At 60.2% G+C, this 23,265-nt stretch carries 28 protein-coding genes; 17 read left to right on the top strand and 11 right to left on the bottom strand.

The features are described 5' to 3' along the window. Positions 1 to 47 precede the first annotated feature (47 nt). From EST62_RS06140 to EST62_RS06105, 8 genes are all read right to left on the bottom strand, one after another. Positions 48 to 899, bottom strand: a complete 852-nt coding sequence (locus EST62_RS06140; RefSeq protein ID WP_129051228.1) for an NAD(+)/NADH kinase — start codon at positions 897 to 899, stop codon at positions 48 to 50. Beyond that, positions 896 to 1,762: a prephenate dehydrogenase/arogenate dehydrogenase family protein gene (locus EST62_RS06135; protein WP_129051227.1), complete on the bottom strand. Its 867-nt coding sequence runs from the start codon at positions 1,760 to 1,762 to the stop codon at positions 896 to 898. Before EST62_RS06135 ends, EST62_RS06140 begins: the two co-directional genes overlap by 4 nt. Before the next feature lie 8 nt (positions 1,763 to 1,770). Continuing rightward, positions 1,771 to 2,352 carry an orotate phosphoribosyltransferase gene (pyrE, locus tag EST62_RS06130; protein WP_129051226.1) on the bottom strand — a complete coding sequence of 194 codons (582 nt, stop codon included), beginning with the start codon at positions 2,350 to 2,352 and terminating at the stop codon, positions 1,771 to 1,773. A gap of 106 nt (positions 2,353 to 2,458) precedes the next feature. Then, on the bottom strand, positions 2,459 to 2,884 hold the full coding sequence (gene ruvX / locus EST62_RS06125; RefSeq protein ID WP_129051225.1) for a Holliday junction resolvase RuvX: 426 nt from the start codon (positions 2,882 to 2,884) through the stop codon (positions 2,459 to 2,461). Between the two features lie 121 nt (positions 2,885 to 3,005). Further along, the gene (locus EST62_RS06120) at positions 3,006 to 3,935 is read right to left on the bottom strand and encodes a hypothetical protein (protein WP_129051224.1); all 930 of its coding nucleotides are present in this window, start codon (positions 3,933 to 3,935) and stop codon (positions 3,006 to 3,008) included. Next, on the bottom strand, positions 3,919 to 4,833 hold the full coding sequence (locus EST62_RS06115; protein WP_129051223.1) for a DUF58 domain-containing protein: 915 nt from the start codon (positions 4,831 to 4,833) through the stop codon (positions 3,919 to 3,921). The genes EST62_RS06120 and EST62_RS06115 overlap by 17 nt, the downstream gene beginning before the upstream one ends. Then, positions 4,817 to 5,815 (bottom strand): MoxR family ATPase, encoded by a 999-nt coding sequence (locus EST62_RS06110; protein WP_129051222.1) that lies wholly within the window; start codon positions 5,813 to 5,815, stop codon positions 4,817 to 4,819. Before EST62_RS06110 ends, EST62_RS06115 begins: the two co-directional genes overlap by 17 nt. 167 nt (positions 5,816 to 5,982) lie before the next feature. Continuing rightward, positions 5,983 to 6,210, bottom strand: coding sequence for a hypothetical protein (locus EST62_RS06105; RefSeq protein ID WP_129051221.1), 228 nt, complete (start codon positions 6,208 to 6,210; stop codon positions 5,983 to 5,985). A gap of 22 nt (positions 6,211 to 6,232) precedes the next feature. Between EST62_RS06105 and tsaD the strand changes: the two genes are divergently transcribed. From tsaD to EST62_RS06080, 5 genes are all read left to right on the top strand, one after another. Then, on the top strand, positions 6,233 to 7,294 hold the full coding sequence (gene tsaD / locus EST62_RS06100; RefSeq protein ID WP_129051220.1) for a tRNA (adenosine(37)-N6)-threonylcarbamoyltransferase complex transferase subunit TsaD: 1,062 nt from the start codon (positions 6,233 to 6,235) through the stop codon (positions 7,292 to 7,294). Between the two features lie 106 nt (positions 7,295 to 7,400). Then, positions 7,401 to 7,754, top strand: a complete 354-nt coding sequence (gene yajC / locus EST62_RS06095; protein ID WP_129051219.1) for a preprotein translocase subunit YajC — start codon at positions 7,401 to 7,403, stop codon at positions 7,752 to 7,754. A 9-nt stretch (positions 7,755 to 7,763) separates the two neighbouring features. Continuing rightward, on the top strand, positions 7,764 to 8,864 hold the full coding sequence (gene carA, locus EST62_RS06090) for a glutamine-hydrolyzing carbamoyl-phosphate synthase small subunit (protein WP_129051218.1): 1,101 nt from the start codon (positions 7,764 to 7,766) through the stop codon (positions 8,862 to 8,864). A 278-nt stretch (positions 8,865 to 9,142) separates the two neighbouring features. Then, positions 9,143 to 9,988 carry an outer membrane protein gene (locus tag EST62_RS06085; RefSeq protein ID WP_245153495.1) on the top strand — a complete coding sequence of 282 codons (846 nt, stop codon included), beginning with the start codon at positions 9,143 to 9,145 and terminating at the stop codon, positions 9,986 to 9,988. A gap of 312 nt (positions 9,989 to 10,300) precedes the next feature. Next, a complete protein-coding gene (locus EST62_RS06080; protein ID WP_129051217.1) occupies positions 10,301 to 10,945 on the top strand; it encodes an outer membrane protein in 645 nt (214 codons plus the stop codon). Positions 10,946 to 10,960: 15 nt separating this feature from the next. Here EST62_RS06080 and EST62_RS06075 read toward each other — a convergent pair whose 3' ends face one another. Beyond that, entirely contained in the window at positions 10,961 to 11,170 is a 210-nt protein-coding gene (locus EST62_RS06075) for a hypothetical protein (protein ID WP_129051216.1), read from the bottom strand. A 33-nt stretch (positions 11,171 to 11,203) separates the two neighbouring features. Here EST62_RS06075 and EST62_RS06070 point away from each other — a divergent pair, with 33 nt between their 5' ends. The 8 genes from EST62_RS06070 (at position 11,204) to EST62_RS06035 (ending at position 18,186) form a co-directional block, all read left to right on the top strand. Next, positions 11,204 to 12,343, top strand: a complete 1,140-nt coding sequence (locus EST62_RS06070; protein ID WP_129051215.1) for an alanine--glyoxylate aminotransferase family protein — start codon at positions 11,204 to 11,206, stop codon at positions 12,341 to 12,343. Between the two features lie 59 nt (positions 12,344 to 12,402). Further along, positions 12,403 to 13,056: a hypothetical protein gene (locus tag EST62_RS06065; protein WP_129051214.1), complete on the top strand. Its 654-nt coding sequence runs from the start codon at positions 12,403 to 12,405 to the stop codon at positions 13,054 to 13,056. Positions 13,057 to 13,061: 5 nt separating this feature from the next. Then, positions 13,062 to 14,483, top strand: a complete 1,422-nt coding sequence (locus EST62_RS06060; protein WP_129051213.1) for a radical SAM protein — start codon at positions 13,062 to 13,064, stop codon at positions 14,481 to 14,483. A gap of 100 nt (positions 14,484 to 14,583) precedes the next feature. After that, positions 14,584 to 15,009, top strand: coding sequence for a cytochrome c5 family protein (locus EST62_RS06055; RefSeq protein ID WP_129051212.1), 426 nt, complete (start codon positions 14,584 to 14,586; stop codon positions 15,007 to 15,009). Positions 15,010 to 15,238: 229 nt separating this feature from the next. After that, on the top strand, positions 15,239 to 15,565 hold the full coding sequence (locus tag EST62_RS06050; protein WP_129051211.1) for a cytochrome c5 family protein: 327 nt from the start codon (positions 15,239 to 15,241) through the stop codon (positions 15,563 to 15,565). A gap of 161 nt (positions 15,566 to 15,726) precedes the next feature. Beyond that, positions 15,727 to 15,993: a SemiSWEET transporter gene (locus EST62_RS06045; protein ID WP_129051210.1), complete on the top strand. Its 267-nt coding sequence runs from the start codon at positions 15,727 to 15,729 to the stop codon at positions 15,991 to 15,993. Positions 15,994 to 16,012: 19 nt separating this feature from the next. After that, complete coding sequence (gene proC / locus EST62_RS06040) at positions 16,013 to 16,813, top strand: pyrroline-5-carboxylate reductase (protein ID WP_129051209.1); 801 nt, start codon at positions 16,013 to 16,015, stop codon at positions 16,811 to 16,813. Positions 16,814 to 16,818: 5 nt separating this feature from the next. Next, on the top strand, positions 16,819 to 18,186 hold the full coding sequence (locus EST62_RS06035; RefSeq protein WP_129051208.1) for a BatD family protein: 1,368 nt from the start codon (positions 16,819 to 16,821) through the stop codon (positions 18,184 to 18,186). Between the two features lie 101 nt (positions 18,187 to 18,287). Here the strand turns inward: EST62_RS06035 and EST62_RS06030 are convergent, their stop codons facing one another. After that, on the bottom strand, positions 18,288 to 19,082 hold the full coding sequence (locus EST62_RS06030; protein WP_129051207.1) for a glycerophosphodiester phosphodiesterase family protein: 795 nt from the start codon (positions 19,080 to 19,082) through the stop codon (positions 18,288 to 18,290). Between the two features lie 130 nt (positions 19,083 to 19,212). Then, positions 19,213 to 19,518: a hypothetical protein gene (locus EST62_RS06025; RefSeq protein WP_129051206.1), complete on the bottom strand. Its 306-nt coding sequence runs from the start codon at positions 19,516 to 19,518 to the stop codon at positions 19,213 to 19,215. A 325-nt stretch (positions 19,519 to 19,843) separates the two neighbouring features. Here EST62_RS06025 and EST62_RS06020 point away from each other — a divergent pair, with 325 nt between their 5' ends. The 4 genes from EST62_RS06020 to EST62_RS06005 all read left to right on the top strand — a co-directional run bounded on the left by EST62_RS06020 (position 19,844) and on the right by EST62_RS06005 (position 23,231). Continuing rightward, a complete protein-coding gene (locus EST62_RS06020) occupies positions 19,844 to 20,020 on the top strand; it encodes a YqaE/Pmp3 family membrane protein (protein WP_129051313.1) in 177 nt (58 codons plus the stop codon). A 219-nt stretch (positions 20,021 to 20,239) separates the two neighbouring features. After that, complete coding sequence (locus tag EST62_RS06015) at positions 20,240 to 20,890, top strand: plasmid pRiA4b ORF-3 family protein (RefSeq protein WP_129051205.1); 651 nt, start codon at positions 20,240 to 20,242, stop codon at positions 20,888 to 20,890. A gap of 332 nt (positions 20,891 to 21,222) precedes the next feature. Beyond that, complete coding sequence (locus EST62_RS06010; RefSeq protein ID WP_129051204.1) at positions 21,223 to 22,221, top strand: VWA domain-containing protein; 999 nt, start codon at positions 21,223 to 21,225, stop codon at positions 22,219 to 22,221. A 2-nt stretch (positions 22,222 to 22,223) separates the two neighbouring features. Then, positions 22,224 to 23,231: a VWA domain-containing protein gene (locus tag EST62_RS06005; RefSeq protein ID WP_129051203.1), complete on the top strand. Its 1,008-nt coding sequence runs from the start codon at positions 22,224 to 22,226 to the stop codon at positions 23,229 to 23,231. Positions 23,232 to 23,265: the final 34 nt, after the last annotated feature.

Genomic DNA, 23,265 nt, shown 5'->3' with positions numbered 1-23,265 from the left:
AACTCGTTCGTTGGACGATAATGAGAGGGTATCGACGGCGGCGGCGGTCACTCTCCCGTGGGATGCTCGTGACTCCAGAGCAGCTTTTTGCGAAGAATTTCGCAGTAGTTCCGTTTTTCGTTGGCCACCAGATTGATGTGGTGCGGCGACTTTTTCACCGTGACCACCTCGCCCGGAAGGAGCGATTTTTTCTGGATGCCATCCATTTTCAGCGGAAATTCCCCGGATTGCGAATCGACCGAAACCTTGACCGTCTTGTCGTCGCTGATGACGATTGGCCGGACGGTCAGCATGTGCGGGCAGATCGGGGTGATGACGAAGACGTTCGACTTTGGTGCGATGATCGGGCCGCCTGCCGAGAGCGAGTAGGCCGTCGAGCCGGTCGAGGTGGCGATGATGATGCCGTCGGCGCGGTAGGAGGCGAGCATTTCGTCGTCGAGCCAAATGGTGAAGGCCGGCAGCCGCCGCGTTGCGGTGCCCTTTTCGATGATGACGTCGTTGAGCGAGGTCAGCAGTTCGCCCGATTTCAGCGTAGCTTCAAGCTGCGAGCGCGTATGGAACGAGTAGTTGCCGCTCACCAGATGATCCATGGCCGTCCACATTTCGTCCGGGCTGAACTCGGTCAGAAAGCCGAGGTCGCCCACATTGATGCCCACCACAGGCTTGGAGCGCGAGTAGTGCGAGGCGAGCAGCAGCGTACCGTCGCCGCCGAGCGCGACGAAGGCGTCGCAGTGCTGGCTGAGGTCCGACTTCTCTTCCCACTTTCCGCAGTCGAGCGCCTTGGCCGACTGGGGGTCGAAAGCGTAGTCGATCGAGTGCGCCTCCAGCCAGGCGACCAGTTCGCGGGCCAGCTCCAGCGCTTTGTCTCTGGTGATGTTCACGAAGATGGCGAACTTCATGGGCGGCTCCTCTCCTGAAGGCGTTGATAGAGATCGTTGGCTTCGCGGAATCGCATGTCGAGGCGCTGGACGTTTCCGCCGCGCACCTCTTTGGCGACGTCGCCGAGCAGCGCGGAAAACGCCTCCAGCTCATCGGCGATGTTGTTGCGATTCGTTTCGACAATGTCGCGCCAGACCGCCCAGGGACTGCCGGCCAGCCGCGTCATCGAGGCCAATCCGGGGCCGCCCCACGCGACGTTCTCGCGGCAGTGCTCCATCAGCGCGGTCGAGACGAGTTGCGGCAGGTGGCTGATGTTGGCGTACACCCGGTCGTGCTCTTCGGGAGTCATGAAGAGCTGCGTGCATCCGGCGGCGCGGAGCAGCCCGGCCAGTTCGGCGGCGCGGGCGGTTTCGGGGTTGGCGCAATCGGCGCAGAGAATCACGAGCCGCCCGTCGAGCAGCTCCGGCGATGCCGCGCGGTAGCCCTGCTGTTCGCGCCCGGCGATGGGGTGCATCCCGATGAATTCGATGCCAAGCTCCCGCGCTCTCGTGGCGATTTCAGCCTTGGTGCTCGATACGTCGCTCACCAGTGCGTCCTTGCGGATATGCCGCTTTACCTCGTCGAGCAGGGCGATGTTGGTGACGACCGGCGCGCAAAGCAGTACCAGATCGGCGTCGTAGAGCTTCGCCGGATTCGGCTCGAAGCGGTCGAGGCCGCACTCGCCGGTGATCGCCGCGATGTCTTCGGCCTCAAAGCACGGATCGAAGCCGATCATCTTGATCTTCCGCCCGGTCGCTTCGGCGGCGCGTTTGAGCGCCTGCATCAGCGACGCGCCGATCAGCCCGAGTCCGACGAACGAAATGGTGTGGATGCCCTGCTGCATCTGCCTGTTCAGCCCTGGGGATTGGTTCGGCTGCCCGGCGCGTCGATCGGGACGCCCTCCTTGCAGAGCGGGCACTCCTCCGGCGCGTAACTGACCACCTCCATCGTGAGCAGCGAGAACTGGCGCTCGGCCAGCCGCACCTTGCCGTTGCTGCGGTCAACCACCGAGGCGACGCCCGCCACCGTGGCTCCGGCGGCCCTGACCAGCTCGATCACCTCCGCCACGGAGCCGCCGGTGGTGATGACATCCTCCACCACCAGCACCTCTTCGGACGGATCGATACAGAAGCCGCGCCGGATCATCATGGTTCCATCCTTGCGCTCGGCGAAGATAGTCTTGACGCCGAGCTGCCGCCCGACCTCCGTGCCGACGACGATGCCGCCGATGGCGGGCGAAATGACTGTCGTGACGCCGCTCTCCCTGAAGAACCCGGCGATTTCGCCGCAAATCGCCGAAAGGTAGTCCGGGTATTGCAGCACCTTGGCGCACTGGAAATAGGAGTTGCTGTGGCGGCCTGAAGTGAGCCGGAAATGGCCATCGAGCAAAGCGCCGCTCGACTTGAACATCGCGAGGGTTTCCGAATTGGTCATGGGGGAAAATCGGTCATTATAACATTAGAAGGACAAGCCTGTAAAGATACAGAAGCCCTTGCGAAATGCTAAACCTAAAATCCGGCGGAAGGTCGCCAGAATGCGCTCAGTGGCGACTGTCGAGCCAGCCTTGCAGAATCAGGCAGGCGGCGGCGGCGTCGAGCCGCCCCTTCTCGTTGCGCTTCTTGCGGCTGCCGCCCGAAGCGGCGAGAATCTTCATCGCGCTGCGTGACGAGCGGTGCTCGTCGAAGGTCTCCACCGGAACGGCGGGAAACGCCTCCCGAAGCTCCGCGACGAACCGGTCGATCACGCCAGTCATGCGGTTCTCTTCGCCCCGGTCGCTCAGCGGATAGCCGACCACGATCAACTCGATCCCCTCATCGTCTCGCACCCTCGACAGCGACTTCGCAAGTCCCTCGAAATCAAACGTGCCCAGCGGTCGGGCGAACATCCGCAACGGATCGCTCACCGCCACCCCGATCCGCTTGGCGCCGAAATCGATCCCGATAATACGCTTGTGGGTTGGTGGCATGGTGAATGGCGGTTGAATGGGCTTAACCGTCAAAAGTAACAAAAAATACGAGATCAGCCGGGTCAGGCTGACGATGCCGCGCGAATTCTGCAGGGGCGGCTCTTGTGGCCGCCTTCAGTGTTCAATTCTCCACATCCGCCGTCGTCTCCGCCTCGACTTCGGCGGTGGCGACGAGCACTTCGGCGACTCGGAGGGAGCGGCGGCACTCTTCGATGTCGGGGCGGCGGTCGGCGAATTTGACGAGGTCGGCCCGGTCGAGCAGCTCGATCAGCTCCTGGCGGATGTTGATCTTGCGGTCGGCAAGCTCCTCGGCGATCTCCTGCGTGACCATCTCCATCGCGCCGAAGCGGTAGCGCTTCTGGAGAAATTCACGCAAAATGTTGCTGAGCGATTCGTAACCGTCAGCCGGGACAAGCCCTTTCGAGAGCTGGCGACGGATGGCGCGGAGCTTCTGGCGGGCGGCGCGTACCGGGTCGTCGAGGTGGCGGCGCAAGGCGGTGACGAGCCGGGCGACGAGGTATCCGGCAAGCCCCAGCGCGGCGAGCGCGATGAGCACCGGCGCAAGCAGCCACGCCGGAAACGGCGCACTGACCGGCGGCGCGATGGGGCGCAGCTCCGTGACGGTCGAGTCGCTCATGCCGAGCACCGTCACCGAGGCCGTGGGCGTGATGGCGAGACGCTCCGGGCCTGCCGCCGATGCGTTGCCGGTGACGACCGTGAAGCCAGGCAGCGGCTGGCGGCCCGAACCGAAGACAGCAAGTTCGGCGTCCATGCGGAATTCGGCGCGGCCATCCGGCAGCTTTTTCAAGAAGGATTTGGCGCCGGTGATCTCGAACGGCGTGCCCTGGCCGGTCTTGAGCGAGGCGACGGAGACCGAATCGCGCCGGTCGTGCCGCACGGTGATGACGTAGTGCAGCCGCTCGCCGGCAAAGAGGCTGTCCGGCTCGGCGCTGACGGTGACGTCGCCCGGAACCGGCGCGGCGCTGGCCGGTCCGCAAGCAATCACCAGCAGCAGCGCCACAACCGCCCGGATGTTACACCTTGCGCTCACGGTGGCGGAAGAATGCGTTCAGGCCGCCGATGATCGACTTGCCGGTATCGAGAAAGACCGCATCGACCTTCATGCGGCTCAGTTGCCGCTGCACCGCCTCGCGCTCCGCCTGCCGCTCTTTGGCGTAGCGGGCGAGGAAGGCGCGGCTTCCGGCGTCAACCGTCATGCGCTCGCCCGTCTCCGGATCGACCAGATCGAGCAGGCCGGAGCGGGGAAGCTCGTGGTCGAGGGGGTCGCCGATGTGGATGAGCACGAATTCATGGCGAGTGTTGAGCAGCTTCATGCCCCGCTCGTACTCCGAGCCGCAGAGGTCGGTAAGCAGAAAGATGATCGCCTTGCGCTTCTGTGTGCGACGCAGAAACGAGAGCGCCGCGTCGATGTCGGTCTTGCGCCCGCACTGCTTCAGCGAGAAGATTTCGTTCAGAATCACCAGAGCGTGGGCGCGACCCTTACGGGGCGGAATGTAGGTCTCGACCTTGTCGGAAAAGACCAGCAACCCCACCATGTCGTTGTTCTGCACGGCGCTGAAGGCGAGTACCGCCGAGACCTCGGCGGCCAGCTCCTTTTTCAGCCGCCCGCTGCCGAAAAGCATCGAGCCGGAGCCGTCGAGCACCAGCATCAGCGTACGCTCGCGCTCCTCGGTGAACATCTTGACGTACAGGTCGTTCTTGTGCGCCGAGGTGTTCCAGTCGATGGTGCGCACGTCGTCGCCGTACTGGTACTCGCGCACCTGGCTGAACTCGATGCCGCGCCCCTTGAACGAGGAGTGATACTCGCCGCTGAACAGCTCGTTGACCAGCCGCCTCGACCGGATTTCGAGCTTGCGCACCATCGCGGACAGTTCGCCCGGATCGGGCGCTCCGTTGAGGACGCGAAGGTCGTCAGGGCACCTGGACATGTTCGAGAATGCTTCGGATGAACTCCTCCGGCTTCATGTTCTCAGCCTCCGCCTCGTAGCTCGGCCGGACGCGATGGCGCAGCACCTCATAAACGATGCTCTTGACATCCTCCGGCGTGGCGTAGGCGCGGCGCTGCAAAAAGGCGTGGGCTTTGGAGGCGAGCAAAAGAAAGATCGAGGCTCGCGGCGACGCGCCGTACTCGATCATCGTCGAGAGGTTGCCGAGGCCGTAACGCTCCGGCGAGCGCGTGGCCGTCACCAGATCGACGATATAACGCTGCACCCGCTGATCGACGTAGATGCGATCCACCAGGCTTCGCGACCGGAACACCTCCTCCGGCTGCACGACCGCCCGCACCTCGATGGGAGCCTGCACCGCAGAGGCCCGCTGCATCACTTCGAGCTCCTCCTCGAAGGTCGGGTACTCGACCATGATTTTCATCATGAAGCGGTCGAGTTGCGCTTCGGGCAGCATGTAGGTTCCCTCGTGCTCGACCGGGTTCTGCGTGGCCAGCACCATGAACGGCTCACCGAGCGGGTAGGTGACATCGCCAATCGTCACCTGCTTCTCCTGCATCGCTTCGAGCAAGGCGGACTGCACCTTGGCGGGCGAGCGGTTGATCTCGTCGGCCAGAATCACGTTGGCGAACACCGGCCCCCTGCGCGGATGGAACTCCATCGTTTTCGGATTGTAGATCATCGTGCCGATCAGGTCGGCGGGCAGCATGTCGGGGGTAAACTGGATGCGGTGGAACGAGAGGTTCATCGCCGACGCGAAGGTGCGCACGATAAGCGTCTTGGCAAGCCCCGGCACCCCTTCGAGCAACAGATGGCCGTTGGCGAGCAGGGCGATCATCACCTTGTCGATCACCGCCGTCTGACCGATGATGGTCGTCGAGAGCGCCTGGCGCGCCCGGTCGATAAATGCCGACTCCTCGACGATCTGCCGTCCGAGCGATTCGATATCCGTTTCCTGTTTCATGGGTGAATTACGAATGTTCGGGAGCTTGTGATTCCTCTCCCCGGCTTGAAAGCCGGGGCAACATGAATGTAAGAATTCTGAATGTCCGGCGGGTTGAAACCCGCCTGAATATGGGATCGCCGTTCGCCCCTACAAGAAATTATCCATTGTCCATTATCCATTATCACCTACTCCTGCCGGAAAAGGCCTTTGATGCCGACCGCGAGCAGCGCGAGGCCGATGAGGAGCGCTGGCCAGGATACCATGTCACCCACATAGAACGCACTGTTGAGCAGGCCGATGCCTGGCGCCAGGAGCAGGACGAGATCGGCGCCGATGAGAATCAGGAACGCCTTGAAAAAGCTGATTCTGCGGCGCGGTTTGCTATTGTTCTCCTCTTTGTTAGCTTTGGCCATTACGCATTTCCACTCTTGAACAATGAATATTTTAGGGATAGAAACCAGTTGCGACGAAACCTCGGCAGCCGTGCTCGGCGATGGCGTGGTACGGTCGAACGTCGTCAGTTCCCAGCGATGCCATACCGATTTCGGCGGCGTGGTGCCAGAGCTGGCTTCACGGGAGCATGAGCGGCTGATCGTCTCGATTGTCGAGGCCGCCATAACCGAAGCAAATATAGCAAAAAATGACCTCGACTTCATAGCCGCCACCGCCGGGCCGGGGCTGATCGGCGCGGTGATGGTTGGGCTTTGCTTCGCCGAGGGACTGGCCTGGGCGCTCGGCAAACCGTTCGTGCCGGTCAACCACGTCGAGGCGCACATCTTCTCGCCCTTCATCAGCGACGAGACGGGCCACCGCGAGCCGAAGGGCGACTTCGTTTCGCTCACCGTCTCCGGCGGCCACACGCTGCTCTCGGTCGTGCGGCAGACGCTCGATTACGAAGTGATCGGGCGCACCATCGACGACGCGGCGGGCGAGGCGTTCGACAAGACCGGCAAGATGCTCGGCCTCGGCTATCCCGCCGGGCCGGTGATCGACCGGCTGGCGCGAGACGGCGATCCGGCGTTCCATCGTTTCCCCCGCGCACTGACGTCAAGTTCGCAGACCAGCAAGAGTTACCGGGGCAACTTCGACTTCAGCTTCTCCGGCCTCAAAACCTCCGTGCGCACCTGGCTCGAAGGTCACAGCGCGGAGTACGCCCAAGAGCGCCTGGCGGACCTCGCCGCCTCGATTCAGTCGGCCATCGTGGAGGTGCTGGTCGAAAAGACCATCGCCGCCGCGCTGCTCTATAAAGTCAATGCCATTTCGGTGGCGGGCGGCGTGAGCGCCAACTCCGGCCTGCGCAGGGCGATGCAGGCGGCCTGCGACAGGCAGGGCTTCGACCTCTTCATCCCCAAAACCGCCTACTCAACCGACAACGCCGCCATGATCGCCACGATGGCGCGACTGATGCTGGAGCGCGGCAAGTACCGGCCCGAAATGAACTCCTACGGCGTCGCCCCCTTCGCCCGCTTCGAGGCGGCCAGAAAAGGGGCGCGTTGAAATAGTTCGGGAAATAAATTATCTTCGGATTCCAAAAAAAGCGCCCGATCCGGCCCGAATTCCGCCGGAAAGGCAAGCTCCGAATACCAACCGCAAGCCACTGACCATGTCTGACACCATCCTTGCCCTGATGCTCTTCGCCCCGCCAGCAGGAGGCGCGACGCCGAATCCGTTCGTCCAGCTCGTACCGCTCGTCCTGATCTTCGTCGTCTTCTACTTCTTCATGATCCGCCCGCAGCAGAAAAAACAGAAAGAGCGCGAGTCGCTGCTCAACGATATCAAGCGCGGCGACCGGATCGTCACCATCGGCGGCATCCACGGAACCGTCGCCGGGATCGAAACCGAGAAAAAAACGGTTCTTGTGCAGGTTGCCGACAACGTCAAGCTCAAGTTCGAGCGTTCGGCGATCGCCAACATAGAAAAACAGGAAACCGGCGACAAGCTCGCCTCGAAGGAGTAAGAGAGATCGATGCAGGAAATACCCGCAATTCTGGTTCTTGAAAACGGCTCGGTCTATCGCGGCACGGCCTTCGGCCACGCTGGCGAAGCGACCGGCGAAGTGGTTTTCAACACCTCGCTGACCGGCTATCAGGAGATTCTCACCGATCCCTCCTACGCAGGGCAGATGGTGGTCATGACCTATCCGCTGATCGGCAATTACGGCATCACGCCGAACGACGACGAGTCGAAAAAAATCTGGGCCTCGGCGCTGATCGTGCGCGAGTCATCGAATATTTACAGTAATTACGAATCAACTCGCAGCCTCGACGAAACCCTCAAGGAGGCTGGGGTGATGGGCTTGGCAGGCATCGACACCCGCAAACTGGTGAGAGAGATTCGCCAGAAGGGCGCAATGCGGGCGGTGATTTCGACCGCAGGCGACGACGTCGAGGCGCTCAAGGCGCAGGCGGCGGCGATCCCGGAGATGACCGGCCTCGACCTGGTGCAGCGCGTCACGACCGGCGAGAGCTACACGGTTGACAATCCGGAAGCGAACTATCACGTTGTCGCCTTCGACTACGGCATCAAAACCAACATCCTGCGCCAGCTCAAGGCGGAGGGGTGCAAGGTCACGGTGGTCACGGCGAAAACCACCGCCGACGAGGTGCTCGCCCTGAATCCCGACGGCGTCTTCCTCTCCAACGGCCCCGGCGATCCCTTCGCGGTGACGTATGCCATCGACACCATCCGCGAGCTGGCCGCCCGGAACAGCAAGCTGCCGATCTTCGGCATCTGCCTCGGCCACCAGTTGCTCTCGCTGGCGTTCGGCGCAAAAACCTACAAGCTCAAGTTCGGCCACCATGGCGCGAACCACCCGGTCAAGAACCTGCTCGACAGCCGCATCGAAATCACCTCGCAGAACCACGGCTTCGCCGTCGAGATGGAAACGCTGCCCGAAGCGCTCGAACTGACCCACAAAAACCTCTACGACCTGACCGTCGAGGGAGTCCGCCACCGCGAGCTGCCTTGCTTCTCGGTGCAGTACCACCCCGAAGCCGCCCCCGGCCCGCACGACTCGCACTACCTCTTCAAAGAGTTCACCGAACTGATGGAGAGGTCGAAGAACTGACCCTTCCCGGCGCGGACGTTCCGATATGAGCATCCGCGCCGCTCCTCTTTATTCCGTTCGCGCTCGTACGCATTCCCCCCCCCTTCCGCTCGTACTATTCCCGACAGAAACCGTGATCGACCATCACCGGCTTTTTTATTCGCAATTAGCTTTACTTTAGAAAGACCTTTTGATAAATTACTTCTTTAACGAAACCCGTCACTGATTACGACAGCATGGCTGGTTGGTGAAAAAGTGGCGCAACAGGTTCTTTTTAAACACTCAACAACGACACAACCATGAAACAGACTTCAAAAACGGTGATGCTCGCCGTTGCGCTCTTGGCCGGAGTCAGCGGTAGCGCCTGGGCAAACGGCACGGAAATACCTCCTCCGGAACCTTCGCCTTACACGCCGCCACCCGCTCCGGTTGAAATGCCGGCTCCGCCACCACCGGCGACCGGAGGCTTTTACATCAGCGGCGCGGTCGGCATCGGAATTCCCGGCACCTTCAATACCGATTACAGCATGGTCGAGCGCGCGGTTGAAACGTGCACCAGCGGAGACCAGGGATGCGACAAGCGTGACGGCTACGACAAGCGCGATAAACGAGACAAGCGCGACAGCTACGACAAACGTGACAAACGCGACATGCGCACCAGTCGCTACGTGCCACAGCAGACCTGCACGACTCAAACCGTAGAGGCCCTCGACACGGCGAACGGCTCCAAATTCGACCTGAAATCGGGTCTCGCGCTCAATGGCGCTATCGGTTACAATTTCGGCTCGACCCGGCTTGAAGGCGCGGTGGGCTATCAGAAGCACGACTTCAACGAAGGAGATAAAGACCTTTCGCTTCTGACCGTCATGGCGAACGTCTATTACGACTTCGGCAAAGAGTCGAACATCAGGCCGTACATCATGGGTGGCGCTGGCATGGCCCATGTCAATATGTCATGGACGGATGAAACCGAAGATGTTTTTGCCTGGCAGGTTGGCGCGGGTGTTGGCGTCAAGGTCGCCAAAAACACGACGCTCGATCTTGGATACCGCTACCTGAAGCCCGGCAATTTCGATTCTCATAGCCTGGGTGACGGCAAACTGGAGTGCCACAACATCATGCTTGGCCTCAGGTACCAGTTCTGATGCCCGCCTGAAACATTCGACGCCAATCGGCAGAGGCTGTACCGGAAGCAAAACCGGGACAGCCTCTCTGCCCTTATCCTGCGCTCTCTTTTCAGGCGTCCGCCTCCGCCTCGCGCCATAACCGATGCGCTCCATGATCGGGCATGGAACTATTTTTTTTATCCCAATGTTGTCTTTCTGTTATTAAGAGTGTTCTAAATACTTATATTCTTTCATATGATAGGCCATGAACTATAACGACATGACCGATTATTGGAGTAGTCAGTTTTGCACGCAGTTCTTTTTTAACATGTAACCTTAAATGGAACAACCATGAAACAGACATCGAAAATGGTAATGGTTGCTGCTGCGCTCCTCGCGGGATTCAGCGGTAACGCTTGGGCTAACGGCACAGAGATGCCTCCGGAACCAGCCCCCTACACCCCTCCTCCGGCACCTATGGAAGCGCCAGCTCCCGCTCCGGCTCCGGTTGTGAAAGCCTGTGACGAAGGCATGTACATCAGCGGCGCTGCCGGTATCGGCTTCGCCTCATTAGACTCTGGACAGAATATTTTCAACGACGACCTTGATAGCGGTCTTGTGCTGAATGGCGCACTCGGCTACAATTTTGGTTCGGCAAGGCTCGAAGCTGCTGTTGGCTATCAGTCGCATGACCTGAGTAATTACGATGAAGATGTATCGCTCCTGACTGTTATGGCGAATGCGTACTACGACTTCGATGCAGGCTCAGGCGTCAAGCCGTACGTCATGGCCGGTGCCGGTATTGCTAATGCCGATTCTTCCGATGATGACAGCGAAACGGTCTTTGCCTGGCAGGTCGGCGCAGGACTCGGCTTTGAAGTCGCCGAATGCACAACGCTCGACCTCGGATATCGCTATCTGAAACCGAATGATTTCGATAACAATGTGAAATTCGAGTCTCACAACGTGACGCTTGGTCTCAGGTATCAGTTCTGATACACGCCTGAAACATCAGCGCAAATCAAAACCGGAAGCAATCGCTGCTTCCGGTTTTTTTATTGTGACCATCACGGCTTCCTGCATCATGCTCGTCATTGAGCAACCCGTCAACCGCTTTACAGCTTCCCTGAAATGCTTATATTGTCCCCCTGTCTCAACTTGATCCCCGACCGTTGAATCGCTGTTGGCGGCGGCTTGGTCGAGGCCGGTTTTCACCATCAAACAAAAAGACGCCGTTCAGGCAACGCTTGCTTCATGAAAAAACGACTCTTCACCCCTGGGCCGACTCCGGTTCCGGAAAATGTCATGCTTCGCATGGCTGCGCCGATCATCCACCACCGGAATCCTGAATTCATGGAGATTCTGGAGCGGGTGCACGAAGATCTGAAGTACCTGTTCAGAACGACCCAGCCGGTGGTGGTCATGACCTGTTCGGGCACCGGCGGCATGGATGCGGCCATTTCGAGCCTTTTCCGGCAGGGAGACAAAGTCATCACCGTCAACGGCGGCAAGTTCGGCGAACGCTGGGGCGAGCTGGCCCGGCTCTACACGGGCAACTGCGTCGAGGAGAAGATCGAGTGGGGCACGGCCATTTCGCCCGAACGCATCGGCGAGCTGCTCGACGAGCATCCGGACGCGGCGGGAGTCTGCATCACCCATTCGGAGACCTCGACCGGCACGGCATCCGACGTCCAGGCGCTCTGCGCGGCCATTCACGAAAAGTCCGACGCGCTTATCCTCGTCGATGGCATCACGGCCATCGGAGCGCACGAGTTCCATTTCGACGACTGGGGCGCGGACATCTGCATCACCGGATCGCAGAAGGGCCTCATGATGCCGCCCGGCCTGGCGCTGGTGGCGATCTCGGAGCGGGCGCAGGACATCATCCACAACCACAAGCATCAGCCGAACTACTACCTGAGCCTGAGAAAAGCGCTGAAATCCCATGCGGGCAACGACACGCCGTTCACGCCTGCCGTGTCGCTCATCATCGGCCTTGACGAAGCGTTGCGGATGTTGCGCGATGAAGGAATCGAAACTGTGTGGCAGCGCCACAAAGCGCTTGCCGGAGCCTGCCGCGTCGGATGCCAGGCGCTCGGCATGGAGCTGTTCAGCGACTCGCCCTCGTACGCCGTTACGGCGGTCTGGCTGCCCGAAGGGGTGGACTGGAAGCAGTTCAACACCACCCTGAAGGTCAAAAACGGCATTACGGTCGCCGCCGGACAGGATGAGTACAAGGGCAGAATTTTCCGCATTTCGCATCTCGGCTACTACGACGAACTCGACATGCTCACCATGATCGGCGGCCTGGAGCACACGCTCAGGATGATGGAGATGCCTTTCGAGGTCGGAGCTGGCGTCAGCGCCGTCCAGCAGGCCTTTCTCGGAGCGTAGCTTCCGGATGTTTTGCCGAATGGCCGGGCACGGTTGACTATATTGCAGAAAAATCCGCCATGCAACGAGCTTTGCTGTTACTGATCGCGCTCTCTTCATTCAATGCGATCAAGTCCAATTTTGAGCAGTACAGCCGGTTCCGGGACGCGAACCGGCTGGCCCAGGCCGGTCAGCTCAAATCAGCCGTTCAGCACTACCGGCAGTTGCTCGACCGGTACCCGGACGGCCTCTTGCGATGCGAGGCCTCCTTCAATCTCGCCTGCGCCGAATACCGCATGAAGCACTACCGCCGCTCGGCGGAGCAATTCGCCGCGCTCCCGCCCGGCAACGCCGCGCTCAGCCGGACGGCGGGCTACAACCAGGGCAACGCGCTGGCGATGGAGGCGTTCCGGAACCGCAAGGGCGCTGACCAGCAGGAGCTGCTTGGCCGGGCGCTGGCCTCTTACCGACGCGCCCTGCTTGAAAATCCACAGAACGCCGATGCGCGAATCAACTACGAAATCGTGCTGCGGGCGATGCAGCGCCACCAGCCGCCGCCACCCGCACCCGCTCCGCAAGGCGGCGGCGCTCCGGATGGCAACGGGCAGGATGGCGGTGGCGCGGTCTCTCGGTTGATTCTCGAAAACGCCCGGCAGGAGGAGGCCCGGCAGATGCGCAAATATTTCAAGCCGCTGCCAACGAAGCCCTCGGAGCGGAACCAACCCGACTGGTGAACCAAATGGCGCTGAACAAACAGGTTGCCCTGGTCTTTCTGCCCTCCGACAGCGGCGTGGATGGCGCTCGATCGCTTTACGGCGACACCGAGCCATCCGGCCTGAAGCGATGGCTCGACGCTGGCGTCAGGAACCTCATCAAGCGCACGCAGTTCGCCATTCCGCCGCTCGCCTTGATGATTCTCGCCTCGATCGAGGTCGAGGGGGTGGAGCAAACGCTCTGCGACCTCCGGTTCGATGAGTTCCCGTTCGACCGAAAGTGGGATCTTGTCGGCATCAGTGTGCAGACCGGCATGGCCTCGAAAGCCTTCGAGCTGGCCGGAAGGCTGCGGAGCCGGGGCATCACGGTGGCGCTCGGCGGCCCGCACGTCACCATGTTTGCCGACTCGTGCCGCCCACACGCCGACTGCCTCGTGCACGGCGAAGCCGACGACCTCTGGCGCGACGTGCTCGAAGATCTCGTCGCCGGGTCGCTCAAGCCGGAGTACAGCGCTGAGGCCGCGCCGGATTTGCAGCTTCACCGCCCGGTCAGCCGCGCATTCCTGAAAAAAAGCCGCTACTTCACCACCAACCTCGTCCAGACCGGGCGAGGCTGCCCCTGGCAGTGCGACTTCTGCAACGTACACGTGCTGAACGGGCGAGTGCTCCGGCAGCGCAAAATCGACCACATCGTCGATGAAGTCCGGCGATTCAGCGAGGACGACAAGCGCATCTTCTTTTTCGTCGATGACTCCATCAACGGCGACCCCTTCTTCGCGCAGGAGCTGTTCGGCAAGCTGATTCCGCTCGGCATCACCTGGTTCGGTCAGGCGACCACCGCCCTCGGCCAGCAGCCGGAGCTGCTCGACACCTTCGCCCGCTCCGGCTGCCGCGCTCTCCTGGTGGGCATCGAGAGCATCGAGCCGTCGAGCCGCAGCGCCCATCACAAAACGCAGAACCGCACCGACGAGCTGGCAGGCAACATCCGGGCAATCCGGCAGAGCGGCATAAGTCTTTACGGCAGCTTCATCTACGGCCTCGACGGCGACACGCTCCAGACACCGAGAGCCATCCTCGACTTCATCCGTGAAACGCGGCTCGACGTGCCCGGCATCAACACCCTGCGCCCCATTCCCGGCACGAAGGTCTTCGACCGGCTTCGGGAAGAGGGGCGGCTGCTTTTCGATCCCGACGACATCACGGCGTTTCGCTACACCTTCGGCCAGGAGATGCTCTACCGTCCGAAAAACATCCCGCTGCCGGAGTTCATCGAAAGCTATTCCGAGCTGACCCGCAAGGTCTTCAACGTCGGCAACGCCTTCCGGCGCGGCCTGGAGGCTCCGGGCATCAACGCCGCCGTGCTCTTCTTCAACCTTTTTTACACCCATCTGTACCGTCTGTCGAGAAACGACCTCCGCAAGCAGCTCGAAACGCTTGGCTACAACTGAAAGTGCTTTGAGAGGAGATGAATTATGATTAAAATGAAATTCATTTTATTTTTTACAGAATAGCCTCAACGCCAACACCGATAAATTCAAGGAGAGAGACATGAAACGTTTTCTGCCATTACTCGCCACCGGACTCATTGTCCTTGGCGGTTGCGGTCTGGAAAAACCGCCAGCCGAATTAGCCAAAGAGATCGACGAGGCCAGCAAGGCTGATCAGCCAAAGACCGAAGCCGCCGCGCCCGCCGCTGCTCCGGCTCCCGCTGCGACCCCGCTCGATCCCGCGCTTGCGGCAGGCAAAGAGGCGTATGACGCAAGCTGCGCCATGTGCCACGACAGCGGTATGATGAACGCGCCGAAACCTGGCGACAAGGCAGCATGGGAACCGCGCCTGGCCAAGGGCATGGATACCGTGATGAAGAACACCATCGAAGGTCTGAACGGTATGCCTGCAAAAGGTGGACACCCGGAGCTGACCGACGAACAGCTTAAGGGTGCTGTGGATTATATGATCAAGGACGTGAAATAAGAGCGCCCCGTTTTTTTGCGGGAGGCCCGTAATTCCAGACCTCCCGCAGGTTTTCATTATGAACGCGACGAACTTCAAGAACAACGTGGACTCCGCTCAACGGTCTGCATTGTCCGTTCACGGTTCTGAAATGATTTGGAGGTCAGCGCTCAAAATGATAAACTCCATATCGTTACATCGTCATTAAGTCATCAAAAAAGCAATAACAACTCACAACGGAGAAAGAACTATGTCCCGTTTCGTTTCCGCCGCCCTCGTTGGTGCAGCTCTCCTGCTCTCCGGCAATGCTTTCGCTTACGATGCTGCTGCCGGCAAAGCCACCTATGATGCAAGCTGCGCCATGTGCCATAAAGCTGGCATGATGGGCGCGCCAAAAACCGGCGACAAAGCCGCGTGGGCTCCTCACATCAAAAAAGGCATGGATGCCATGGTCGCCAATTCGATCAAGGGCTACAAAGGCGCCAAGGGCATGATGCCTGCCAAGGGCGGCAACCCGAAACTGACCAATGCACAGGTCGGCAACGCTGTTGCTTACATGGTTGGCCTGAGCAAATAAATTCTCTTTGCAATACCAACAAAAAACGGGAGTTCGCCTCCCGTTTTTTGTTGCCCGCCAATACCCCGATTCACTCTCGCCTCCCGCCGGTGATCCGATATTTTGTTATCTTTGCCTGTAGCTCGTCACGAGCGAAATCATCATAACGACCGGAACCGACCATGGATACCGAACTGCTCGGCTATGCTGCGGGCATACTGACCACCTTCGCCTTTTTCCCCCAGGCGCTCCGGATGATCCGTACGCGGCAGGCTCGCGATGTCAGCATGACCTGGGCCATCACCATGACCGCCGGCGTGTTCCTGTGGCTTTGCTACGGCATCATGATGCACAGCCTGCCGATGATTCTGGCTAACTGCGTTACCCTCGTGCTGCTCTTCATCATCCTTTTTTTCAAAATCCGGGATCAGGGTAATTCCGAATCCTGAACATCATATTTCCATCATCATGACACGGCTCTCCATAGGTTTCATCGGTACCGGCCGCATCGCCCAGGCGCTCATCTCCGGGCTTTCGCACGACCCGAACATCGTCATCTGCGGCTACGACAAGATGCCCGATGCCCTGCGCTCGGCGTCCCTGCAATACGGCGTCGTGGCGGAGACGTCGATCGAAAGTCTCGCGCGCGATGTAGAGGTCATCGTCATCGCCGTCAAGCCCTACCAGGTGGCCGAGGTGCTCGCGGAGCTGACGTCGGCGCTCCACGGGCGGCATCTCATCATCAGCGTGGCGGCGGGCATCTCGACGGGCTTCATCGAAACAAACTGCCCTGAAGGCGCACGAGTGGTGCGGGTGATGCCCAACACTCCGGCATTCGTGGGCGAGGGGATGACCGCCTTGTGCAAAGGACTGCACGCCACGACGGACGACCTTCTGGCCGCCGAACGGATTTTCAACGCCATCGGAAAAACGGCCATCATCGAAGAGGGCGGGATGGACGGCGCGACGGCGGTGTCAGGCAGCGGCCCGGCCTACATGTTCCGGATTATCGACGCCCTTGCAGAAGGGGGAGAGACGTGCGGCCTCGACCGTGATACCGCGCAACTGCTCGCCGCCCAGACGATGCTCGGCGCGGCCAGAATGGTGCTGTCGGGCTGGAAAAGCCCGGAAGAGCTGGTTCGCGAAGTGACCACCCCCGGCGGCACGACCGAGGCCGGGCTGCAAGCGATGGAGCTGCGCGACCTGCGCGGCGCGCTCATCGAGACGGTCAAGGCCGCCGCCGCCCGCTCGAAAGAGTTGATGAAGTAGCGACCATGTTCACGCGCCTGTTCTTCTGGCTGCTGCCGCTTTTGCTCGCGATTCCTGCGCCGAACGTACGGGCAGCGAACTCAGGAACGCCTCCCGCCGGCATGCTTTTCATCGAGTCAACGCTCGACAACGCCGCGCCGTGGGTCGGCCAGGAGGTGCGGCTGACCTACACGCTCTTCTTCAGCGGCACCGCGCCGCAGATAGAGGACAAAAGCCAGCCGGAGCATCCGGGCATCTGGGCGCATGAACTCCCGCCGGAAAACTATATCGACAGCACCCCGGTGTCGAAAAACGGCGAGCTTTTCCGCAAAGCGGTCGTCAAGCAACTCCGGCTGGTGCCGTTGCAGAGCGGCAAGCTGCCGGTCACCGGCTACCGCCTGCGCGGCCTCGTGCCGCAACAGGGCGAGGCGTCGCTCGACAGCCGCAACGACATCGAAACCATCGTGACCGCGCCAACCGCCACGCTTCAGGCAAGGGCGCTGCCAAAGCCCGCGCCCGCAGAGTTCAGCGGAGCCGTCGGCCACTTCATCCTCACGGTGTCACCGAAGGCCAGCACGGTTCATGCTGGCGAGCCACTGAGCCTTTCCGTCACCATCAGCGGCAAAGGAAACCTCGATACGCCGCCGCCCCTGACAGTGCTGCTGCCGGACGGCATCCAGCGAGAAGCCTCGGCCACGCCACCCGGCGGCACCGCTTCGAAAAAAGCTTCCACCTCGTCAGTCAGCATAACAATGACCCTGATTGCGTCGAAGGTTGGCGCGTTCCGGTTCGTGCCGGTAAAGCTGACCGCTTTCGATCCGGAAACCGGGCGTTACGAAACCATCGCCTCGAACGCCATCGCGATCCGGGTCGCGCCCGCCCAGACGGCGACGACGCCGCCGCCAACACAACCGCAGCCCGCCACTAAAATACCGCCCCGTGGCGATGCGGAATCGCCGGACGCTATGAGCAGGCCGCTCATAGCGATCATGGCCGCCGCGGTGCTGGCGCTCATTTTCGGCCTGCACCTTCGGTTCCTGAAGCGGTACAAGCAAAGCGGGGCCTCTCAAAAAAATCCGGCGGAACCGTCAAAACCATCCGGCGCTCCGCCCGCGCAGAGCGCCGGTGGAGAAAAATCACCGCAAGCGCTCCGAAACGAGCTGTACAGCGCTCTGAAAAAAACCGGGATCAGAAACCCGTCTGGCCTGACCTCGAAGGAGCTGGGCAAACTGCTGAAGGAAAAAGGGGTAAAGACGCAACCCATTTCGGAGATAACCGCGCTGCTCTCGGCCATCGACCACGCCCTCTACGCGCCGGGCGAAGTCTCGCCAAAAAAGCTCGAAACCATGAACCGGAACGCCGCCGAGATTATGGCGAGTCTGTCGAAACGGTGACGGCAATTTGCAGGTAATGCCGTGGACAAGGTTGGCTGCGATAGAGAAAATGGACGAGGTAAAGGATAGCCGAATCAAGTAAAAACCCCGGCCCGGAAACCTCAGACGCCAGCCAGCCCAGGCAGATGCAGGGCGATTTCGGGATGATCGGTGATGAGGCCATCCACGCCAAAGCGTTTCATCCTGAGCATATCCTCCGGACGATTGACCGTCCACGCCAGCACCTTCGCGCCGAGGCTGTGCAGCCGCGATACCAGCGATTCATCGACCAGATCGAGCCGGGGATTGACATACTCCGGCACAAAACCGGGGCACTCCGGAAAAGCGTCCAGCGCCGCTCGATCCTCAACGAGCAGGCCATAGCAGAGATCGGGCGAAAGACGTTTTGCCTCGGCGAGAATACGAGCGTCGAACGACTGAATCCGCACTCGGCGTTCAAGCCCCGAAGCAGCGATCTGCCGGATCACGAGCGAGGCATACTCCTCGGGCGGCGGATGCGCCACGCCGTCCAGCTTCGGCCACGACTTCACTTCGAGATTGTAGATCATCCCTCCCGGACGGCCCGCACGTCGAAGGCGCGCTTCTACCGCCCGAAAAACCTCGCGCAGCTCCGGACGAACCGCCGAAACCCTCTGTTGGAGCGGGAAATCGGGCGACGGGTCGCCGCAGTCGAGCAAGGCGACCTCGTCGTAGCTCATGGCGTAGAGAGAACGCATCGACGAGCCTCCGGCAAGCACCCTCGGATCGTGAGCGACAACCAGGCGAAGGTCTCTGGAAACATTGAGATCGAGTTCAATCACGCAGCACCCCAGATCGACCGCCTTGCAGAAGGCCTGAAGGGTATTTTCGGGATAAAACGCCCTGGCTCCGCGATGAGCCTGAATTTCAAACGTCATGGAAGCAGTTTGATGAACAGCACCGGCCACAGGCAACCCTCGCAGGCTTCCGGCTTTGAAGAATCAGGCAAAAGGCAAATTCCTTTCTCGCGATCCATCAGAGTCACGGCACGCGGTTTCGCCCGTCAGCTCAGGCGCTCTTGTTTCCGTTCGACGCCCTGAACGGTTTGTGCGCTACTGCTTTCTTGTTTCTTTTTTTCTGAAAGTTCTTGCCGGCAGGCTTGACGCCATTGACCGGAACAAGCCCGTGAGTACCGTAAAGACCGGGTGGGGTGCTGGTGCGGGTCTTGTTGAATTTGTTCTTGCGGTACTTTTTTTCAAGGTCGGCATAAGGACTCGGTGGGTCCGGCGACGTATTGAAATTATTATAGTTAGGCTCGTCGAGAGCCTCGTCAGCCTCATCCAGGACCACGTCAGGATGAATCTTGTTGTACAAGTTGGTAGAGCGTTAAGTTTACAAAACCTTGAGCGGCAAACAGCTTTGGGGCGTTTTCGGCAAGGACCCTTAATTAACAATTTCGCCTGAAAAAAGCAAAACGGTGTTTTGCTGTCGCACCCTTATCTGAAGTTGCCGCTCAAAAGAGTCAACGGAAGGCTCGAAAGCGTTCGGCGCCAACGCGGCAATCGGCGTCGAGAAACAAGTTTTTGGAGGTACCGGGGAGTTACGCGGAAATGCTGACCTTCGGCTTAGGCATTGTTTGTTGTTGACGCAAATCGTAAATTTCGTGTCAGCAAGCACAACCTCAAACCTGGAGATCATCATGGACATTCGCCGCCTTATTCTGGCATTCGTTTTGCCGCCCGCCGCCGTTATGAACAAGGAAGCCGGCACCATCATGCTTACCGGCATTCTCACCCTATGGGGCTGGGTACCCGGAGTGGTGGCCGCCCTCGTCATGATATCGCAGGAGCGGAGCCGCAAGGGCGCGGAAGCGTAAAGCCCTTCCAAACTCCAGTAATTACACTGCCGCCGCCATAAGAGTTCCTCGTCGGCCCGGTCTTTCTTTTTCAGGAAAATGCCGGGCCGAACTTAAGCGCACTGCTGAAATGTGTCATGAGCGGTTCGAGCACCGCCCCCGACGTAGCGACAGGGATGCGCAAGAAGTTTTTTAGAGGCGCACTTCATCGAACACTGCACGCAACCCTTTACCCGTGCCATGCAGCACCCGAATATCACCCGGATCAAGCCGAAAGCGAAAGTATTCTTACAGTTCAGGATCACCCTGCAAATGGATAAGCCAGAGGTCTGGCGGGTCATTCAGGTGCCCGGAGAGTACACCTTCTGGGAACTTCATGTCGCCATCCAGGACGCCATGGGCTGGCTTGACGAACACCTGCACGAATTCCGGCATGAGCATCACCCCTCCGGCCACAGCATGCGGTTCGGTATTCCGCTCGATGACGACGAAATAATAGACCCGAACCTCGTCGCGTGCTGGCAAGTCAACATCGGCGATCACTTCCGGAGGCCGGGCGACAAGATGTACTATGTCTATGATTTCGGAGACAACTGGGTGCACGAAGTACTGCTTGAAGGCATCTTGCTCTGGCAAAAAGGAGTGAAGCTGCCCCGGTGCATCGACGGCAGGCGAGCCGCGCCACCCGAAGACTCGGGCGGCCGCGGCGGATACGCTGAACTGCTTGAAGTGCTTTCAGACCCGGACGCTGAAGGACATGAAGAGGTCATGACGTGGCTCAGTAATCAGCACAAAGACGCCGGTTCGTTCGATCCCGAAATCTTCGACATCACGAAGGTAAAATTCAGCAACCCGGCCAAACGCCTCAAAAAGCTGCAGGAGAATCTCTGAGAGGAGGAGATCGCGGGTACCGGCGCGAGATGAACGCCGACCAGATTTTTTTCAAAACAGCAATATCTTCGCTCAGATTGATCGGCCTATCGAGGCCGCCTTGATCTATTTGCTGTATTGGCGACGAAATAGCGGTTGTTCCTCTTGAATCTGTCCATGAAATACGCAGTGGCATCCCTTAGAGAGAGCAAAGCACACTCAGGGCTTCTTCGAAAAAAAGCTCCATTGCCCTCGAATAGCCAAGAGTTCTGCCTTGCGAGTCGAACAGGGCGTGGTGAAATGCTGTGGATGTTCGGGGGATTTTGCATCTTCCGGAAAAAGGCGGCCTGGAGATGAATGGTTGGTTCACGATAGTCAGCGGCATCCGGTTCGATGAACCCTGGTGGCTCTTGCTGCTGCCGCTGGCCGTTGCCGGTTCGGCTGTTTACCGGTTGTTCTGGCGCAAGAACCGGCCAGGCGTACTCTTTCCCTCGGTTTCGGCGCTGCGCAACTCCGGCTTTGCTGCGCTGTCGCTCTTTTCGAAATTTCCCGAATGGCTGCACTGGCTGGTGCTGGTGCTCGTCGTGCTGGCGCTCGCCGGCCCAAGAGCGCCGTTTCCGGCCTCTTCGCGCGATACGACGGGCATTGACATTGTGATCGCCCTCGATGTTTCGGATTCGATGAACACGCCCGATTTCGGCGGCAAGAGCCGTTTCGAGGGCGCTCGCGACGCGGCGATGCGCTTTATCGACAACCGGCCTGCCGACCGGATCGGGCTGGTGGTGTTCAGCGGCGGAAGCTTCACGCGCTGCCCGCTGACGCTCGATCACGATGTGCTCGCGAGGCTGGCCGAAACGGTTTCTCCCGGCTTTTTCGAGGAGCCGGGCACGGCAATCGGCACGGCGATCCTGACGGCCACCAACCGCCTCGGAGCCTCATCGTCAAGAGAAAAGGCGCTCGTGCTGATTACCGATGGCGAAAACAACGCCGGAGAGGTCACGCCGGAGACGGCGGCCCGTCTTGCCGCAAAAAACGGGATCAGAATTTACACGGTTTTCGCCAGCAAGGAGGCCCGCCCGTTCGAGAACGTCAAGGGGGCGGATTTGAGCCGCAAAGGGCGCAACGAGCTGGACGCAGTGGCCCGCATCAGCGGCGGGCGCATGTTCAGCGCCGGAGATGTTTTTGGCTTGATGCAGAGCTTTCGCGACATCGACCGCCTCGAAAAAACACGCCTGAAAGGCAGAATTCCAGGTCGTACCACGGAGTTGTATCCGTGGCTGCTCATCTCGGCGAGCCTTCTTCTACTTGTCGAACAGGCGCTTTCGGCAACCCGTTTCATCAGGATTCCATAACCATGTGCTTTTCAAGGCCCGGCTACCTCCTCCTGTTGTGGCTGCTCGTTCCGCTTGCCGTGCTGGTGTTCTACGGCGTACATCGCAAGCTCTCGGTCTGGAAAAACATCGACGCCACCGGAGGCGTCTCCGGAATCCTGCCTGCCATGAGCTTCAGAAAACTCGTTCTGCGCCGGATCATGCTGCTTTTCTCCGTCGCACTCATGATCGTCTCGATCGCTGGCCCGCAACTGTGCCGAGGCCAGAAGCCGGTGCGCCAGAAAGGGATTGATGTCGTCTTCATGCTCGATATATCCAACTCAATGCTTGCCAGGGATACCGCGCCCAACCGGCTGATGCGAGCCAAATCGGAGCTGCTTCAAATCAGCCGATCGGTCGGCGAGGGTCGAAAAGCGTTGCTGCTGTTTGCCGGAACGCCCGTCGTGCAGTGCCCGCTGACCGACGACGAGGACGATTTCGAACTCCTGCTCGATATGGCGACACCCGATCTGATAACAACGCAGGGCACCGACTACCGCCGCGCCCTCGAAGCGGCCCTGCAACTGACCGGTTCAGGCGCCGAACCGTCGGGCAACGAAACGGTGCTGGTGCTGGCCACCGACGGAGAGGATCACGGCAGCGATCTTGGCGATCTTGCCGCGATGATGAAAGCGCGGGGCGTTCATCTCCATGTGATCGGCGTTGGCGGGGTGCAGCCGGTGCCGATCCCCATGCCGGGCGGCCCGAAGCGTGACCGGCAGGGAAACGTCGTCCTGACTTCGTTCCGGCCTGAACTGCTTGGCAGCCTTATCAAAACGGCTGATGGAAAATTCTACTACAGCCGACCCGATGCTCCGGTACACGATGCCGTCGCGGCCGATATTGCCGCCGAGGCCGCCGACGCCCGCTGGATCATGGCGCCGGGTCAGCGGACGCCGGTGCACGGGGAGACAATTCTTGCCGCCCTCTTGCTTTTCGTCTCCGGCTCGATGATGACCGATGTCCGTCGTCCGCCGAGGCAAAGCACCTGAACTTTCCTGCATGGAAAGAGCGGCGCTGGTATCT

It is taken from the genome of Chlorobaculum sp. 24CR (assembly GCF_004118635.1).
GTDB lineage: Bacteria > Bacteroidota > Chlorobiia > Chlorobiales > Chlorobiaceae > Chlorobaculum.
This window is presented reverse-complemented; position numbering and strand designations above follow the sequence as displayed.